Source organism: Ruegeria sp. N7, from assembly GCF_056531345.1.
The window spans coordinates 50,889-67,442 of sequence record NZ_JBQFLR010000016.1 but is presented as its reverse complement, the minus strand read 5'-3'; the positions used below and the strand labels follow the sequence as shown (position 1 = coordinate 67,442).

Genomic DNA, 16,554 nt, shown 5'->3' with positions numbered 1-16,554 from the left:
GATTTATCCGATGTCGCAAGAGGCCAGAATGGCCATGTTCAGAATATCGTTCGCGGTCGATACGGTCGAACAGATCTGGATCGGCTTGTCGATGCCTGACAGGATCGGGCCAATCACGGTCGCACCACCCATTTCCTGCATCAGCTTGGTCGAGATTGATGCCGAATGCCGGGCCGGAACGATCAGGATATTCGCCGGACCGGTCAGGCGCGAGAACGGATAGGCCGCTTGCTGTTCGATGTTCAGGGCGACGTCCACCGTCATTTCACCCTCGTATTCAAAGTCGACGCCGCGCCGATCCAGAACAGCCGGGGCACGGTGCATCTTTTCAGCACGTTCTGACACCGGATAGCCAAAGGTCGAGAAGCTGACAAAAGCCACGCGCGGCTCCAACCCCATATGCCGGGCAACTGCGGCCGAACGCTCGGCAATATTCGCCAGATCGTTTTCGTCGGGCCATTCATGTACCAACGTGTCGCCAATCAGAACAATCCGGCCTTTATGCAGCAAAGCTGTCACACCCGCGGCACCGTTGGCGGCATCGGCATCAAACACATGGTTGATCCGGTCGAGCACATGTGCGGACTTGCGGGTTGCGCCAGTGACAAGACCATCACCATGCCCATGGGCCAGCATCAGCGAGGAAAACACGTGCCTGTCCCGTGCGGCCAGACGGTGAATATCTTTGCGGTCAAAGCCCTTACGCTGCAGGCGCTGATACAGGAAGTTCGAATAGGTTTCGAGATGCGTGGTATTGGCCGCATTCACGACCTCGATTTCACGCACAGCGTCGCCCAGGCCCGTTGCTTCCAGTTTGGTCTTCACATCGTCCGGCCGGCCCACCACAAGCGCCTTGCCGAAACCAGACCGCTGATACATGACCGCTGCGCGCAATACCCGGGGATCGTCGCCCTCGGCGAAAATCATGCGGCTTTGCGCCTGACGCGCTCGGGCGTTCAGACCGCGCAGGATGCTGGCGGTCGGGTCCATCCGGGATTTCAGACTCAGCTCATACGCGTCCATGTCGATGATCGGACGGCGCGCGGCACCGGTGTCCATCCCCGCCCTGGCAACAGCCGGCGGAATGCGGTGGATCAAACGCGGGTCGAACGGGGTGGGGATGATATAGTCACGCCCAAAGGTCAGCGACTTGCCATAGGCCATGGCGACCTCATCCGGCACATCCTCGCGTGCCAGATTTGCAAGTGCGTGGGCACAGGCGATCTTCATCTCATCATTGATGGCGCGGGCATGAATGTCCAACGCACCGCGGAACAGGTAGGGGAAGCCCAGAACGTTATTCACCTGGTTTGGATAATCGCTGCGCCCGGTGGCAACGATCGCATCCACGCGAACCTCGTGCGCTTCTTCCGGAGTGATCTCGGGGTCGGGGTTGGCCATCGCAAAGATGACAGGATTGTCGGCCATGCTGGCGACCATATCCTGCGTGACCGCGCCTTTCACCGACACACCCAGGAACACATCCGCCCCTTTCATCGCGTCTTCCAATGTGCGCAAGTCGGTTGTGATCGCGTGGGCCGATTTCCACTGGTTCATACCCTCGGTCCGGCCTTGATAGATCACGCCCTTGGTATCGCAGACAATGCAGTTTTCATGCCGCGCGCCCATTGCCTTGAGCAGTTCGATACAGGCAATCCCAGCCGCACCTGCGCCATTCAGAACGATTTTCACGTCCTCGATCTTCTTGCCCGAGATATGCAGCGCGTTCAGCAGGCCCGCAGCACAGATCACGGCTGTGCCGTGCTGGTCATCGTGAAAGACGGGGATGTCCATCTCTTCTTTCAGGCGCTGTTCGATGATGAAACACTCGGGCGCCTTGATGTCTTCCAGATTGATGCCGCCAAAGGTCGGCCCCATCAGGCGCACCGCACGGCAGAATTCATCCGGGTCTTCGGTGTCCAGCTCGATATCGATCGAGTTCACGTCGGCGAACCGTTTGAACAGGACCGATTTGCCTTCCATGACCGGTTTCGAGCCCAGCGCGCCAAGGTTACCAAGGCCCAGCACCGCCGTCCCGTTCGAGATTACGGCCACCAGGTTGCCCTTGTTGGTATAGTCATAGGCCGTTTCCGGGTTTTCCGCGATGGCCTCGCAGGGAACGGCCACGCCCGGGCTGTAGGCCAGCGACAGGTCACGCTGCGTTGTCATGGGGACGGTGGCCTGCACCTCCCACTTGCCGGGGGTGGGGTCCAGGTGAAAGGCCAATGCCTCTTCTTTGGTGATCTTCGCTTTGGGCATCTTAAATGTCGTTTCCATGACTTCAGGGCTGACGCCTCATAGCGCAGGAGAACGCCCGCCTCAACGAGAATGAGTTTTCGGCTTTTACAGAAGATGCGGGATTTGTAAGGTCGCGCCCGGAATACGCCAAAAGGGGGCCGATTTGTCCACAGTCACGCCAATGATGGCGCAATACCTCGAAATCAAACAAGCCCACGCGGATGCCCTGCTGTTTTATCGCATGGGTGATTTCTACGAGATGTTTTTCGAGGATGCCGTCAACGCTGCCGAAGCGCTGGATATCGCGTTGACCAAGCGTGGCAAGCACAATGACGAAGACATCCCGATGTGTGGCGTGCCGGTGCATTCGGCCGAAGGATACCTTCTGACACTGATCCGCAAGGGCTTTCGCGTTGCGGTCTGCGAACAGATGGAAAGCCCGGCTGAAGCGAAGAAAAGAGGCTCTAAATCGGTCGTAAAGCGTGATGTCGTGCGACTGGTCACACCCGGAACACTGACCGAAGATGCGCTGCTTGAGGCGCGCCGGCACAACTTTCTGGCTGCCTATGCCGAGGTCCGGGACGAGGCCGCGCTTGCCTGGGCTGATATTTCAACGGGCGCGTTTCACGTGATGCCCCTGACCTCGGTCCGGCTCAGCCCCGAACTTGCCCGGCTTGCGCCCTCTGAACTGATCGTGGCCGATGGGGCGCAGGAAAAGCTGAACGAAACGCTGCTTGATCTGGGGATTTCACTGACCCCGGTCGGGCGCGCCAGTTTCGACAGCACGGCGGCGGAAAAGCGCATCTGCGGGCTGTTTCACGTGGGCGCCTTGGACGCGTTCGGCAATTTCGGCCGCGCCGAAGTGTCCGCGATGGGCGCGCTGATCGACTATCTGGAGACTACGCAAAAGGGCAAGCTGCCCCTGCTGCAAACACCGCTGAAAGAATCTGAGGATCGGGTCGTTCAGATCGACGCTGCAACGCGCCGCAATCTGGAACTGACCCGCTCGCTGTCCGGCGGGCGCGCAGGATCGCTTCTTTCTGTCGTTGACCGGACCGTTACCCCCGGTGGCGCGCGATTGCTGGAACAGCGGCTTTCAAGCCCTTCTCGAAATCTGGATGTGATCCATGCCCGGCTTGACGCAGTCAGTTTCGCCGCTGGTGACAGCCTGATCGCGTCTGATCTGCGCGAAGCCTTGCGCAAAACCCCGGATCTGGACCGCGCTCTGTCGCGTTTGTCATTAGAACGTGGCGGGCCTCGTGACCTGACAGCCATTCGCAATGGCCTGACCCAGGCGGTCACGATTGCCGAAATCTGCACCGGTCAGGATTTACCGGTGTTGCTGGCAACCGCGCTTCAGAACCTTGTTGGTTTCGATGACTTGCTGACCTTGCTGGACGAGGCGTTGGTGGCCGAGCCCCCGCTTCTGACCCGCGACGGAGGCTTTATCGCGCCAGGTTTTGACGCTGAACTGGACGAGGCCCGCACCTTGCGCGACGAAGGCCGGTCCGTCATCGCCGGGTTTCAACGAAATTACGTCGAACACACCGGCATCACCTCGCTGAAAATCAAGCACAACAACGTGCTGGGCTACTTCATCGAAACCACGGCCACCCATGCCGAAAAGATGCTGAACACACCCTTTAGCGAAACCTATATCCATCGCCAGACGACAGCCAATCAGGTGCGGTTTACAACCGTCGAACTGTCCGAGATCGAAACGCGTATCCTGAACGCCGGAAATCTGGCGCTGGAGATTGAAAAGCGGCTCTATCAAAGGCTTTCTGGCGCTATCTTGGACCTCGCTTCCCGATTGAATCAAGCCGCCCGCGGGCTTGCCGAACTGGACGTGACGACCGCCTTGGCTGATCTTGCGCGGGGTGAAAACTGGTGCCGTCCAAGGGTTGATGCCTCTCGCGCATTCAATGTGCAGGGCGGTCGACACCCGGTTGTGGAACACGCCCTCCGGCGGCAAAGCGGCGATGCATTCATTTCCAATGATTGCGATCTGACCGTCGAAAACGGCGCGGCGATATGGTTACTGACGGGTCCGAACATGGCCGGTAAGTCAACCTTTCTGCGCCAGAACGCCCTGATTGCACTGCTTGCCCAAATGGGCAGCTATGTTCCGGCCGAAGAGGCGCATATTGGCGTCGTCAGTCAGCTGTTCAGCCGCGTCGGAGCCTCGGACGATCTGGCGCGGGGGCGGTCGACCTTTATGGTCGAGATGGTCGAAACCGCCGCCATTCTGAATCAGGCCGATGACCGTGCATTGGTGATCCTGGACGAAATCGGTCGCGGTACCGCCACCTATGACGGCCTGTCCATCGCTTGGGCCACATTGGAACACCTGCACGCGGCCAACAAATGTCGCGCATTGTTTGCCACGCATTATCATGAGCTTACTGCTTTGGCCGGTAAACTCGAAGGTGTCGATAACGCCACCGTAGCGGTCAAAGAGTGGGATGGCGAAGTCATCTTCCTGCACGAGGTTCACAAGGGCGCGGCTGATCGGTCTTATGGGGTGCAGGTTGCGCAGCTGGCCGGTTTACCTGCTTCTGTCGTCGAACGTGCCCGGGTGGTTCTGGACCAGCTTGAAAAAACCGAACGCGAAGGCGGCAAGCAAAAGGCGCTGATTGACGACCTGCCGCTGTTCTCGGCAGCCGCGCCGCCACCCCCGCCCGCACCGAAAACCTCGCCGGTGACCGAGATGCTGGAGGGTGTCCTGCCCGACGAACTGACCCCGCGCGAGGCGCTGGATCTGATCTACAAATTGAAAGAGGCGGCCAGATCCTGACCGCCCTTCATCTTTTCAAAAATACTCTCGCCGAAGGCTTGGCTTTGAAAAGCCAATCAGCTTGCTGGCGTTGAAGAGACCCCGACCTGAGCCGGACGCAACAGTCGGTCGTGCAGCATGAAACCTTCGGCGGACACCTGGATGATGTCCCCTGCCCGCGTGCCCGGGACCGGGGCCTCGAACATTGCTTCGTGCACATTCGGATCAAACCGGTCACCAACCTGGGGTGTAATCACTTCGATCCCGTGTTTCTGGAACACATCCTTCAGGGCACGCATGGTCAGTTCGACGCCTTCCAGCAGTCCGGCGGCAACCTCTTTCTGCTCGTCGGTCGCGGCCTCAAGCGCGCGCTTCATGTTGTCGTAAACAGGCAGCATATCGCGGGCCAGCTTGGAACCGCCATACTGCTCGGCATCGCGGCGCGCCTTGTCACCGCGTTTGCGCGCGTTCTCGGCGTCGGCAAGCGCGCGCATGAATTTGTCTTTATACTCATCCCGCTCAGCGCGCAGCTCGTCCAGCTCCAACGCCTCGTCACTGATCTCAGTAAACTCCTCGGCCAGCTCTTCCGCTTCTGCCGCCATGATATCGTCCAGAAAATCTTCGTTCTTGGGCTCTGCCATCTCTTACCCTCTAGCTCCGGTCGGATATCAGCTTGCCGACCAGTTGCGCCGTATAATCCACGATCGGCACGATCCGTCCATAATTCAGACGCGTGGGTCCGATGACCCCGACCGCACCGATTATCTTTCGATCAGCGTTCATATATGGAGACACCACCAAAGAGGAACCCGAAAGTGAGAAAAGTTTGTTCTCAGACCCAATAAAAATGCGCACACCCTCGCCGCCTTCCGTCAATTCGAGGAAATCCGCGATGTCGCGCTTGCGCTCCAAATCATCAAACAGGCTGCGAATACGCTCCAATTCTCCGGCCTGACCGGGTTCGTTCAACAGATTCGCCCGCCCCCGCACGATCAAACGGGCCGAGTCGGCTCCGTCTCCGTCCCAGGCCGCCAGCCCACTTTCCACCAGCTCGCGCGCCAGCGCATCTATTTCCTGCTTGCGCGCCTGAATCTGTTTCTGCATCTGACGGCGCACTTCACTGAGTGTGCGCCCCTCGATCAGCGCATTCAGAAAATTCGCAGCCTCGCGCATCGAACTGGGCGTCTGGCCGGGCGGCGGTGTGAACAGGCGATTTTCGACATGGCCGTCAGAAAAGACCAGCACCACCAAAGCCTTGTCATGCCCTAACGAGACAAACTCGATATGTTTGATTTCGGCTTCATGCTTTGGCGTCAGAACCAGCGACGCACCTTGTGTCACGTGTGACAGAGCTGACCCGACCCGATCCAGCATTCCGCCAACATCACCCGTGTTAGAGCCTAAAGTCTCTTCCAGTTTTTGCTTGTCGTCAACGCCCAGATCGCCAACTTCAAGCAAACCGTCCACGAACATACGCAGTCCTTGCTGCGTCGGTACCCGACCCGCGCTGATATGCGGGCTGTCCAAAAGACCCAGAAATTCCAGGTCCTGCATCACGTTGCGCACGGTTGCGGCGCTGACTTTTTCAGACAGGGTACGCGTCAGGGTGCGGCTTCCAACCGGCTCTCCGCTTTCCAGATAACTTTCAACGATCAGCCGGAACACCTCGCGCGACCGGTCGTTCATCTCGTCCAGAATTTTGCTCGCTTCACTCATGCGTTTTCCCCTGCTGGTTCATCATTAAATAGCAGGCAAATGAAAGGTCAATCGGGGTTGCATCGTAACGCTGCGGGGCGGTATCCCCAACCCAGCAAACAAAGGATTTCCCATGCGACCCTCTGGAAGAGACTTAAGTGAAATGCGCGCCGTTTCAATTGAAACGGGGTTCACCAAACATGCCGAAGGTTCCTGCCTGATCAAAATGGGCGATACACATGTTCTGTGTACCGCTACGATCGAAGATCGCGTACCCCCTTTCATCAAGGGTTCGGGGCTAGGCTGGGTCACCGCCGAATACGGTATGCTGCCCCGCGCCACCAATACTCGGATGCGGCGTGAAGCGGCCTCGGGCAAGCAAGGCGGGCGTACGGTGGAAATCCAGCGCCTGATTGGTCGCGCCCTGCGCGCCGGCGTCGACCGGGTTGCACTGGGCGAACGTCAGATCACCGTTGATTGCGATGTGATCCAGGCCGATGGCGGCACCCGCTGTGCCTCGATCACCGGCGGCTGGGTTGCGCTGCGACTGGCCGTCAACAAACTGATGAAAGCAGGTGACGTGATTTCAGATCCGCTGGTTGATCCGGTCGCCGCCGTGTCCTGCGGGATCTATGCGGGCCAGCCTGTGCTGGACCTTGACTATCCGGAAGACAGCGAGGCCGGTGTCGACGGCAACTTTATCATGACCGGATCAGGCAAACTGATCGAGGTCCAGATGAGCGCCGAAGGTTCTGTTTTCAGCCGCGCCCAGATGGATCAGCTGGTGGATCTGGCGGAAAAAGGCGTTGCCGAGCTGGCCGCAGCCCAGAAAGCCGCCACCGCATGACCCGTAAGTTTGACAGCGACAGGCTTCTGGTCGCGACCCACAACAAAGGCAAGCTTGAGGAGATGGCGCATCTCCTCGAACCTTTTGGCGTGACGGTTGTGGGTGCGGCGGACATGGACCTGCCCGAACCGGAAGAGACCGAGGACACCTTTGTCGGCAACGCCCGGATCAAGGCCCACGCCGCCGCAAAGGCCACCGGACTGCCTGCCCTGTCAGACGATTCCGGAATCACCATCGACGCGCTGGACGGCGCGCCGGGTGTTTATACCGCGGATTGGGCCGAAACCGCCAATGGGCGCGACTTCCTGATGGCGATGACCCGCGCCCATACTGAGCTAGAGGCAAAGAACGCCCCCCATCCCCGCACAGCGCAATTCCGCAGCACGCTGGTGCTGGCCTGGCCTGATGGGCATGATGAAGTGTTTGAAGGCATTGCCCCCGGTCATTTGGTCTGGCCCATCCGCGGCGAAGGTGGATTCGGCTATGACCCGATGTTTGTTCCCGAAGGATACGACATTACCTTTGCCGAGATGGATCGCTGGGAAAAGAACAAGATCAGCCATCGCGGACGCGCGGTTGAGAAGTTCGTGAAAGGCTGCTTTGGCGGATGATTGGCGCAACGGGGGCTTTGGCCTGTACGTGCATTGGCCCTTTTGCGAGGCCAAATGCCCCTATTGCGACTTCAACAGCCATGTTTCCAAAACTATCGATCAAAAACAATGGCTTAACTCCTATCTGAGCGAATTGCGGCGCTCGGCCGTCGAAACCCCGGATCGGGTGCTGAACACGATCTTTTTCGGCGGTGGAACCCCGTCGCTGATGGACCCGGAAACCGTTGCCGCCGTGATCGGTGAGGCCCGTGCGCTCTGGCGCCCTTCCAACACCATGGAAATCACGCTGGAGGCTAATCCCGGATCGGTCGAGGCCGGTCGGTTCGCGGCCTATCGTGACGCAGGCGTCAACCGGATCTCGATGGGCGTGCAGGCGCTCAACGACGAAGACCTGCGCCGCTTGGGGCGGATTCACACTGTGGCCGAGGCCCGCGCTGCCTTTGACATCGCCCGTGATTGTTTTGAACGGGTCAGCTTTGACCTGATCTATGCCAGACAGCACCAAACGCTGGATGCCTGGCGGTCCGAGTTGAACGAAGCTCTGTCCATGGCTGTGGATCACCTGTCGCTGTATCAACTGACAATCGAAGATGGCACCGCTTTTGGCGATCGTTATGCTGTCGGAAAACTGCGCGGCTTGCCCGAAGATGACAGTGCGGCCGACATGTACCTTGCAACACAAGAGATTTGCGAGAAACACGGCCTGCCCGCCTATGAGGTGTCCAACCACGCCCGCCCCGGTGCAGAGTCGCAGCACAATCTGGTCTATTGGCGTTACGGGGATTATGTCGGCATTGGTCCCGGCGCTCATGGGCGGATTACTGTGGATGGTCAAAAACACGCGACCGAGACCCATCTGAACCCGCAACGTTGGCTTGACGCCGCCACGAAGGGTTGCGGAGAAAAGAAACGCTATGTCCTTTCGCTTGAAGATCAGGCGAGCGAATACCTTATGATGGGCATGAGGATTTCAGAAGGACTAGATGTAGATAGGTGGGAGGCCCTGTCGGGCCCTCCACTTCCAGACGAAACCGTGGACCATCTGGTCGGCATTAATATGATTGAACGTGAGAACAACAGACTCAGAGCAACACCAGCGGGGCGCGCCGTGCTGAATGCTGTAATCCGGGAATTGATGGGCTAGATATGCAGTATCTTTGGGCGGGGCTGGGATTGCTTTGCGTTGCGATGGCCGCGATTGGGGTTGTTCTGCCTCTTCTTCCAACGGTTCCATTTTTGTTGCTGGCAGCGTTTTTCTTTGCGCGATCCTCTTCACGGTTGCACAACTGGCTTCTGTCGCACCGGATTTTCGGGCCAATGATACTGGATTGGCAGAGTTCGGGCGCAATACGTCCGGCCGCAAAAAAGGCAGCAACCTTATCGGTCGCCGCCGTTTTAGGGGTGTCTTTGCTCCTATCCGTTCCGCCCTTCGTGCTGATCCTTCAGGTCATTGTTCTGGGCGGCGTCCTGATATTTATCTGGACGCGCCCTAACGGCTGAGCTTTGCACAAAGATCGTCAAGCTGATCCAGGTTTTCATATGTCAGAACAACCTGACCGGATTCCGTTCCCGCCTTGTGGTTGATTGAGACTTTCATGGCCAAAATAGCGGACAGGTCTTTTTCCAGCGCGCGCGTATCAGCATCTTTACCGGCATCCAGATTCCTGGATCTGGGAGCAGGTCGTGCAGTGTCGCCCTGCTGCTGTTTCTTGACCAACGCCTCGGTCGCGCGCACAGACAGGCCATCCTTGACGATCTGCTTTGCCAATTCCGAGGGATTTTCCGCCGTAATCAGTGCGCGCGCATGACCAGCCGACAATTTCCCTTCAATAACAAGAGTTTGCACGTCAATTGGCAGAGACAAAAGCCGCAACAGGTTCGCAATATGGCTGCGGCTTTTCCCCAAAGCCTCAGCAAGCTTTTCCTGCGTGTGGCCAAAGCGATCCATCAACTGCCTGTATCCGGCGGCCTCTTCCACTGCGTTCAGATCAGCGCGCTGGATGTTTTCGATGATCGCAACTTCCAGTACCTCGGTATCATCGAATTCGCGCACAATCACCGGGATCTCGTGCAGCTGCGCCATCTGAGCAGCCCGCCACCGGCGTTCACCAGCGACGATTTCGTATTCTCCAACCCCTGTTGGACGTACGATCAAGGGTTGGATGATACCTTTTTCCCGAACCGACGCGGCAAGCTCATCCAATTGTTCGGGCTGAAATGTGCGTCGCGGCTGATTTGGGTTTGCCTTCAGCTTTTCAATCGGAACCTTCAGATCAGGTCTGCGCACGTCAGATGGTACTCGGTTGCCCGCCTCTGGATTAACGTCCGCCATGAGTGCGGATAATCCGCGGCCCAACCCTCTGGATTTCGCTTTCCTGGTGCTCATGTCGGCCTCCTCTCCACCGCTCATGCTGCGGTCTTGTTGTTCTTATGCATGATCTCACGGGCCAGATGCCGATACGCCATCGCACCAAGTGATCCCGAGTCATACTGCAATACCGGCAGCGCATAGGATGGCGCCTCGCTGACCCGCACATTCCTGGGTATCTTTGTTTTAAAAACCATCTCGCCCAAATTGTCACGCGCATCCTTTTCGACCTGGCGGGACAAGTTGTTGCGGTTGTCATACATAGTTAACACAACACCTTCGATTCTCAGGTCTGGATTCGCGGTTTGCCGGACCTCCCGAATTGTCAGCATCAATTGCGAAAGACCCTCCAGCGCAAAGAACTCACTTTGCAGCGGTACTAGGACAGAATGGGCGGCAACCATCGCGTTTACCGTCAAGAGGTTCAGTGACGGCGGGCAATCTATCAGGATGAAATCCAGCTCAAACGCGTCCACCGCCGTCTGACGCAGCGCATCATGCAAAAGATAACTGCGTTTTTCGTTGGAAATCAGCTCGATATCCGCCGAGCTCAGGTCAACCGTTGCAGGGACAACCAAAAGGTTCTCGATCTCCGTCTCTTGAACCACTGCCTCCAAAGGCGCGTCGTCCAGAATGAGGTCATAAGTGGTCCAATCCCGATCTTCGACCCCTAATCCGGTGGATGCGTTCCCTTGTGGATCGAGGTCAACCACCAATACCCTGCAACCAGCTTCGGCCAGTCCGGCCGCCAGGTTGATCGCTGTGGTTGTTTTCCCTACTCCGCCCTTCTGATTGGCAACCGCTATTATCCGGGGTCCGGACGGTCGAGACAGATCAACCACGTGATACTCCTTTGATCTTAAGGATAACGGCCTGAGGTTCAGTTAAACTTGTAATGGCCTCAGCATCGAAATTCCATTCCTCACGCGCCTCATCCAGCTCTTTTTTCCAGTTTGCACCTTTGGGCAACAGCGCGGTCCCGTTTTCACCTAAATGTCTGTCACAAAATGATAACAATGTACGCAAATCCGCCAGCGCGCGCGCCGAAACGATGTTTGCGCCGAGGGGTTCAACCACCTCAATCCGCTTGGAAATCACTTTACACGACACGCCACATTCACGGGCAACGTTACGCAGAAATGCCGATTTTCGCTGGTCGCTTTCCACAAGAGAGAAACTGGCGGCCGGAACTTCCTCGGCCGCAATAATGGCGCACACCATCCCGGGGAACCCGCCGCCACTGCCAAGGTCCACCCAGGTGTCAAACGTTTCAGCGCATCGAAAAACCTGGACAGAATCCAGAATATGCCGATCCCAAATGAATTCCAGGCTATTGCGCGAAACAAGATTTATCCTGGGGTTCCAGTGGTTCACCAGATCAACATAGATTTTCAGACGCTCAAATGTTTCACGTGAAACATTCAAGCCATCAAACTTGGAATAATCGACCGTCATGCCTGACGTGCTCGTTGATCCCGGCGCAATTTCGCCAGAACAAGGGTCAGGGCAGCCGGAGTAACACCTTCGACACGGCTTGCTTGCGCTATGTTCGACGGCTTGGCCTGCGACAGTTTTTGCTTCATCTCAGAAGACAGCCCGTCCAAGCCAAAATAGTCAAACTCACGTGGGATAACATAGGATTCATCCCGCTTCATGGCCTCAACATCGCGCTTTTGCCGATCGATATAGTTTGCGTAAAGCGCGTCGCGTTCGATTTGAAGCCGGATCGCCACGTCTACATCTTGTAGATCAGGTATCAGAGGGAACAAGTCCTCGAAGGATGTATCCGGAAATGCCAGAATTTCCATTCCATCTCGGCGGTTTCCATCCTGGTTGACGTTGATCCCAGCCGAAAGAACTTCCTTGGGTGTGTATGTGCGTGCGGTCAGCTTGGATTTCGCCGCATCAAGCTGGTTCATTTTCTTTTTAAAATGTGCCTGTCGCTTCTCTCCGACACAACCAAGTTCCAAACCAATCGGTGTCAACCGTTGATCGGCATTGTCTGCCCGCAAAGACAGTCGGAATTCAGCCCTGGAGGTAAACATTCGATAGGGCTCAGCCACACCACGGGTCGTCAGGTCGTCTATCATCACGCCGATATAGCTGTCTGATCTTGTGAAAAAGACCGGTTCGCGGCCCTGTACGTCCAGCGCCGCGTTGAGACCAGCAACCATCCCTTGTGCCGCTGCCTCCTCATATCCTGTGGTCCCGTTGATCTGCCCTGCCAGATATAGTCCCGGAACGTCGGGTAGCGACAAGGACGCAGTTAAGATACGAGGGTCCACATAATCATATTCAATCGCATAGCCGGGTTGCAGAATATCCGCCTTTTCAAGCCCTTTGATCGACCGAACATATTCCAACTGCACGTCCTGAGGCAGTGACGTTGAAATACCGTTGGGATAAATCGTGTGGTCATTAACGCCTTCGGGTTCAAGAAAAACCTGATGCGAATCCTTATCTGCAAAGCGCACAATCTTGTCTTCGATCGAAGGGCAATATCTTGGACCTATGCCGTCGATATGGCCACCATACATCGCCGATTTTGAGAGGTTTGCTTCGATGATCTCATGCGTCTTTGCATTGGTGTGTGTAATACCGCAGGAAATCTGAGGCGCGACAACCGATGTTGACAGGAAAGAAAACAAGGTCGGGTCCTCATCCCCGTCTTGTTTTTCCAAACCCGACCAGTTGATCGTACGCCCATCCAGACGCGGCGGTGTGCCGGTTTTCAAGCGCCCCAGCGGAAGGTTATAGCTATCCAACCTCTCGGCCAGTTTTATTGACGGGCGATCTCCCATTCGCCCACCAGCCCGTGACACGTCGCCGATATGGATGACGCCGCGCAGGAAGGTTCCGGAGGTCAGAACAACGGCTTTGGCGTAAATTTCCGACCCATCTCCGAGCACGACACCGGCGACACGGTGTCCATCCATCAGAAAATCTACAACCTCACCAACGATAACGGACAGGTTTTCCTGATTGCCGATTTCGTTTTGCATCGCCGCCCGGTACAAGGCGCGATCAGCCTGCGTTCTGGGACCCTGAACAGCCGGACCTTTTCGCCGGTTTAACAGTCGAAACTGAATACCAGCTTGGTCAGCGACACGGCCCATTACACCATCTAGCGCGTCAATCTCTCGTACCAGATGTCCCTTCCCCAACCCGCCGATGGCCGGGTTGCAGGACATGACCCCGATATCGGTCGCGGATAATGTCACCAAAGCGGTTTTCGCACCCATCCTGGCAGCGGCGTGCGCAGCCTCCGTACCGGCATGACCAGCCCCAACCACGATGACATCAATGTTTGAATGTTTCACGTGAAACAATCCTTATTTTCCCAAACAAAAGCTGGAGAAGATTTCATCCAACAGTGTTTCGACATCTATTCTGCCAACCAGAGATTCAAGTCCCCGTATGGCGGTTCTTAACTCCTCCGCAGCGATATCATACAGGTCCGGGCCTGATTCCAGAACCGTGATCGCAGCAGCAAGTGAATCCGATGCCTTATTCATCGCAGCGCGGTGGCGCTCACGCGTGGCAATACCATGTGTTGTGGTTCTATCACTCAAGACCCACGAAATCTGGTCTACAAGCGCGTCAATCCCCTGTCCTGTCTTTCCTGAAACACCTTCAGCAGCGCCCTCTCGCAAGTCCGCTTTGGGTAGAACGTGGATATCGCCATCCTGCATGGCCACACCCAGATCTTCCGGTGCTTCAGCCAGGAAAACGCGCAGGTCCGCCGCATCTGCCCGTTTTCGAGCCAGCTCGATCCCAAGATTTTCGACATGATCTTCGGTATCCCGCAACCCGGCCGTATCCAGCAATGTCACCGGCAAACCAGCCAGATCCATTCGAACCTCGATCACGTCCCGGGTCGTGCCTGCGTATTCCGAAGTAATCGCAGCCTCGCGCCCCGCAAGCGCGTTCAGCAGGGTTGATTTTCCTGCATTGGGAAGACCGACAATAGCCACTTCAAATCCGGTACGAATACGCTCGGCGATCTTTACCCCATCAGCTTCTCGACGAAGATCTGCCAGAACTCCGCTTGTCAAACTACGGACTTCCGGCGTGACGTCAGTGGGGACGTCTTCATCAGCGAAATCTATGACCGCTTCCAGCAACGATGCCGCGCGGATCAAATCGCGCCGCCAGCGCTCGGCCAGCGTGCCAAGCTCACCGGCCAGAATGGTTTGGGCCTGCTTACGCTGTGCCTCGGTTTCCGCGTCAATCAGATCTGCCAGGCCTTCGACCTGTGTCAGATCCATCTTGCCATTTTCAAGGGCCCGGCGTGTAAACTCACCCGGGTCCGCCAGTCGCAGCCCATCGGTGTTCGACAAACAACGCAGAACCGCATTGACCGAGGCCGTGCTGCCGTGGATCTGAAGTTCTGCCACGTCTTCACCGGTGAAACTTGCCGGTGCCTGAAATGTCAGAACCAGACCATCATCTAGATGTGATCCATCCTGATCCCGCAGGGTGCGCAAGACCATTCCCCGCTTGGGCAGTTCCGCGCCGCACAGATATGCGGCTGCGGAATGCGCTTCGGGGCCAGAGAGGCGAATGACCGCCACCCCTGCTTTGCCTTGCGCGCTGGCCAAGGCGAATATCGTATCCATTCGAAGGCCTCGCTGGGGTCTAAGACCTGTGTCAGGTGTTCATCGAATCGAAGAACTCGCCGTTTGTCTTCGTCTGTTTCAACTTCGACAACAAGAACTCGATTGCGTCGGTGGTGCCCATCGGATTGAGGATACGGCGCAGAACGAAGGTCTTGGCCAGATCGCCCTTGTCGACCAGCAGGTCCTCTTTCCGAGTACCGGATTTAAGGATGTCGATCGCCGGGAACACGCGTTTGTCTGCAATCTTGCGGTCCAGAACGATTTCCGAGTTACCAGTACCTTTGAATTCTTCAAAGATCACCTCGTCCATCCGGCTGCCGGTATCGATCAGCGCGGTGGCGATAATGGTCAGCGATCCGCCCTCTTCAATATTCCGGGCCGCACCGAAGAAACGCTTGGGCCGCTGCAACGCATTCGCATCCACACCACCGGTCAGAACTTTACCCGAGGACGGAACAACGGTGTTAAACGCCCTACCAAGTCTTGTGATCGAGTCGAGAAGAATAACAACATCTCGTTTATGTTCGACCAAACGCTTGGCCTTTTCAATGACCATCTCCGACACGGCCACGTGACGCGTTGCGGGCTCATCGAAGGTTGACGACACAACCTCACCCTTAACCGAGCGCTGCATGTCGGTCACTTCTTCCGGGCGTTCGTCGATCAGCAGGACGATCAGATAACACTCCGGGTGGTTCTGTTCGATCGAATGCGCGATGTTCTGCAGGATCACGGTTTTACCGGTCCGCGGCGGTGCCACGATCAATGAACGCTGACCTTTACCGATCGGCGCAACCAGATCGATCACGCGCGCTGACTTATCCTTGATGGTGGGGTCTTCGATTTCCATCTTCAGACGCTCATCCGGGTACAGAGGCGTCAGGTTGTCGAACAGGATCTTGTGCTTGGCCTTTTCGGGATCTTCAAAGTTGATCATGGTGACTTTGGTTAGCGCGAAATAACGCTCATTCTCATCCGGCGCCTTGATCTCGCCTTCGACCGTGTCCCCGGTCCGCAATGAGTGCAGACGGATCATATCGGGCGAGACATAGATATCATCAGGGCCCGGCAGATAGTTCGCCTCGGGCGAGCGCAGAAAGCCGAACCCGTCCTGTAGCACTTCCAGTACGCCATCACCGCCGACGGTCCAGCCATCATCGGCACGTTCGCGCAGAATCTGGAACATCATTTCGCCCTTACGCATAGTCGAGGCGTTTTCGATCTCCAGCTCTTCGGCCATGGCCAGAAGGTCTTTGGGGCTTTTGGCTTTCAGGTCGGCCAGATTCAGGGATTCATTGGACATGATACATACCTTCACCGCTGAGAACGCGGCTTGAAGTGGAATTTCAGTACGGAAAATACGCCGCCCGGACGGGCGTGTTGTGATCTACATAAGCGCA

At 56.9% G+C, this 16,554-nt stretch carries 14 protein-coding genes; 5 read left to right on the top strand and 9 right to left on the bottom strand.

Features of this window, described 5'->3' with window-relative positions; all coding sequences use genetic code 11:
* Positions 1 to 3 precede the first annotated feature (3 nt).
* Entirely contained in the window at positions 4 to 2,259 is a 2,256-nt protein-coding gene (locus ACR0ES_RS16125) for an NADP-dependent malic enzyme (protein ID WP_267363735.1), read from the bottom strand.
* 160 nt (positions 2,260 to 2,419) lie between these two features.
* Here ACR0ES_RS16125 and mutS point away from each other — a divergent pair, with 160 nt between their 5' ends.
* Positions 2,420 to 5,035, top strand: coding sequence for a DNA mismatch repair protein MutS (gene mutS / locus ACR0ES_RS16120; RefSeq protein ID WP_480871295.1), 2,616 nt, complete (start codon positions 2,420 to 2,422; stop codon positions 5,033 to 5,035).
* 56 nt (positions 5,036 to 5,091) lie between these two features.
* Here mutS and ACR0ES_RS16115 read toward each other — a convergent pair whose 3' ends face one another.
* On the bottom strand, positions 5,092 to 5,655 hold the full coding sequence (locus ACR0ES_RS16115) for a nucleotide exchange factor GrpE (RefSeq protein ID WP_480482518.1): 564 nt from the start codon (positions 5,653 to 5,655) through the stop codon (positions 5,092 to 5,094).
* Between the two features lie 10 nt (positions 5,656 to 5,665).
* A complete protein-coding gene (gene hrcA, locus ACR0ES_RS16110; protein ID WP_209506888.1) occupies positions 5,666 to 6,730 on the bottom strand; it encodes a heat-inducible transcriptional repressor HrcA in 1,065 nt (354 codons plus the stop codon).
* 112 nt (positions 6,731 to 6,842) lie between these two features.
* On the opposite strand from hrcA, the gene rph reads away from it, so the two are divergent.
* Genes rph through ACR0ES_RS16090 form a run of 4 tightly spaced genes read left to right on the top strand, consistent with a single transcriptional unit; the run spans position 6,843 to position 9,667 of the window.
* Entirely contained in the window at positions 6,843 to 7,556 is a 714-nt protein-coding gene (gene rph / locus ACR0ES_RS16105) for a ribonuclease PH (protein ID WP_267363729.1), read from the top strand.
* On the top strand, positions 7,553 to 8,167 hold the full coding sequence (gene rdgB / locus ACR0ES_RS16100) for an RdgB/HAM1 family non-canonical purine NTP pyrophosphatase (RefSeq protein ID WP_480482522.1): 615 nt from the start codon (positions 7,553 to 7,555) through the stop codon (positions 8,165 to 8,167). Before rph ends, rdgB begins: the two co-directional genes overlap by 4 nt.
* Entirely contained in the window at positions 8,157 to 9,311 is a 1,155-nt protein-coding gene (gene hemW / locus ACR0ES_RS16095; RefSeq protein WP_480538383.1) for a radical SAM family heme chaperone HemW, read from the top strand. Before rdgB ends, hemW begins: the two co-directional genes overlap by 11 nt.
* A gap of 2 nt (positions 9,312 to 9,313) precedes the next feature.
* Positions 9,314 to 9,667, top strand: a complete 354-nt coding sequence (locus ACR0ES_RS16090) for a YbaN family protein (RefSeq protein WP_480482526.1) — start codon at positions 9,314 to 9,316, stop codon at positions 9,665 to 9,667.
* On the opposite strand, the gene ACR0ES_RS16085 is transcribed toward ACR0ES_RS16090, so the two are convergent.
* The 6 genes from ACR0ES_RS16085 to rho are packed head-to-tail and all read right to left on the bottom strand — an operon-like array spanning position 9,657 to position 16,457.
* The gene (locus ACR0ES_RS16085) at positions 9,657 to 10,553 is read right to left on the bottom strand and encodes a ParB/RepB/Spo0J family partition protein (RefSeq protein ID WP_480773037.1); all 897 of its coding nucleotides are present in this window, start codon (positions 10,551 to 10,553) and stop codon (positions 9,657 to 9,659) included. The genes ACR0ES_RS16090 and ACR0ES_RS16085 overlap by 11 nt on opposite strands.
* Positions 10,554 to 10,573: 20 nt before the next feature.
* Complete coding sequence (locus ACR0ES_RS16080) at positions 10,574 to 11,377, bottom strand: ParA family protein (RefSeq protein ID WP_209506882.1); 804 nt, start codon at positions 11,375 to 11,377, stop codon at positions 10,574 to 10,576.
* Positions 11,370 to 11,990 carry a 16S rRNA (guanine(527)-N(7))-methyltransferase RsmG gene (rsmG, locus tag ACR0ES_RS16075; protein ID WP_480482530.1) on the bottom strand — a complete coding sequence of 207 codons (621 nt, stop codon included), beginning with the start codon at positions 11,988 to 11,990 and terminating at the stop codon, positions 11,370 to 11,372. The genes ACR0ES_RS16080 and rsmG overlap by 8 nt, the downstream gene beginning before the upstream one ends.
* Positions 11,987 to 13,855 carry a tRNA uridine-5-carboxymethylaminomethyl(34) synthesis enzyme MnmG gene (gene mnmG / locus ACR0ES_RS16070; protein ID WP_480773035.1) on the bottom strand — a complete coding sequence of 623 codons (1,869 nt, stop codon included), beginning with the start codon at positions 13,853 to 13,855 and terminating at the stop codon, positions 11,987 to 11,989. Before mnmG ends, rsmG begins: the two co-directional genes overlap by 4 nt.
* 12 nt (positions 13,856 to 13,867) lie before the next feature.
* Positions 13,868 to 15,154 carry a tRNA uridine-5-carboxymethylaminomethyl(34) synthesis GTPase MnmE gene (mnmE, locus tag ACR0ES_RS16065; protein ID WP_480506859.1) on the bottom strand — a complete coding sequence of 429 codons (1,287 nt, stop codon included), beginning with the start codon at positions 15,152 to 15,154 and terminating at the stop codon, positions 13,868 to 13,870.
* A gap of 31 nt (positions 15,155 to 15,185) precedes the next feature.
* A complete protein-coding gene (gene rho / locus ACR0ES_RS16060; protein WP_267364726.1) occupies positions 15,186 to 16,457 on the bottom strand; it encodes a transcription termination factor Rho in 1,272 nt (423 codons plus the stop codon).
* Positions 16,458 to 16,554 lie beyond the last annotated feature (97 nt).

Coding starts and splice junctions, on each gene's coding strand:
- ACR0ES_RS16085 (WP_480773037.1), bottom strand. CDS start 10,553: ATGAGCACCAGGAAAGCGAAATCCAGAGGGTTGGGCCGCGGATTATCC.
- rho (WP_267364726.1), bottom strand. CDS start 16,457: ATGTCCAATGAATCCCTGAATCTGGCCGACCTGAAAGCCAAAAGCCCC.
- mnmE (WP_480506859.1), bottom strand. CDS start 15,154: ATGGATACGATATTCGCCTTGGCCAGCGCGCAAGGCAAAGCAGGGGTG.
- ACR0ES_RS16115 (WP_480482518.1), bottom strand. CDS start 5,655: ATGGCAGAGCCCAAGAACGAAGATTTTCTGGACGATATCATGGCGGCA.
- ACR0ES_RS16125 (WP_267363735.1), bottom strand. CDS start 2,259: ATGCCCAAAGCGAAGATCACCAAAGAAGAGGCATTGGCCTTTCACCTG.
- rdgB (WP_480482522.1), top strand. CDS start 7,553: ATGACCCGTAAGTTTGACAGCGACAGGCTTCTGGTCGCGACCCACAAC.
- hrcA (WP_209506888.1), bottom strand. CDS start 6,730: ATGAGTGAAGCGAGCAAAATTCTGGACGAGATGAACGACCGGTCGCGC.
- rsmG (WP_480482530.1), bottom strand. CDS start 11,990: ATGACGGTCGATTATTCCAAGTTTGATGGCTTGAATGTTTCACGTGAA.
- ACR0ES_RS16090 (WP_480482526.1), top strand. CDS start 9,314: ATGCAGTATCTTTGGGCGGGGCTGGGATTGCTTTGCGTTGCGATGGCC.
- rph (WP_267363729.1), top strand. CDS start 6,843: ATGCGACCCTCTGGAAGAGACTTAAGTGAAATGCGCGCCGTTTCAATT.
- mutS (WP_480871295.1), top strand. CDS start 2,420: ATGATGGCGCAATACCTCGAAATCAAACAAGCCCACGCGGATGCCCTG.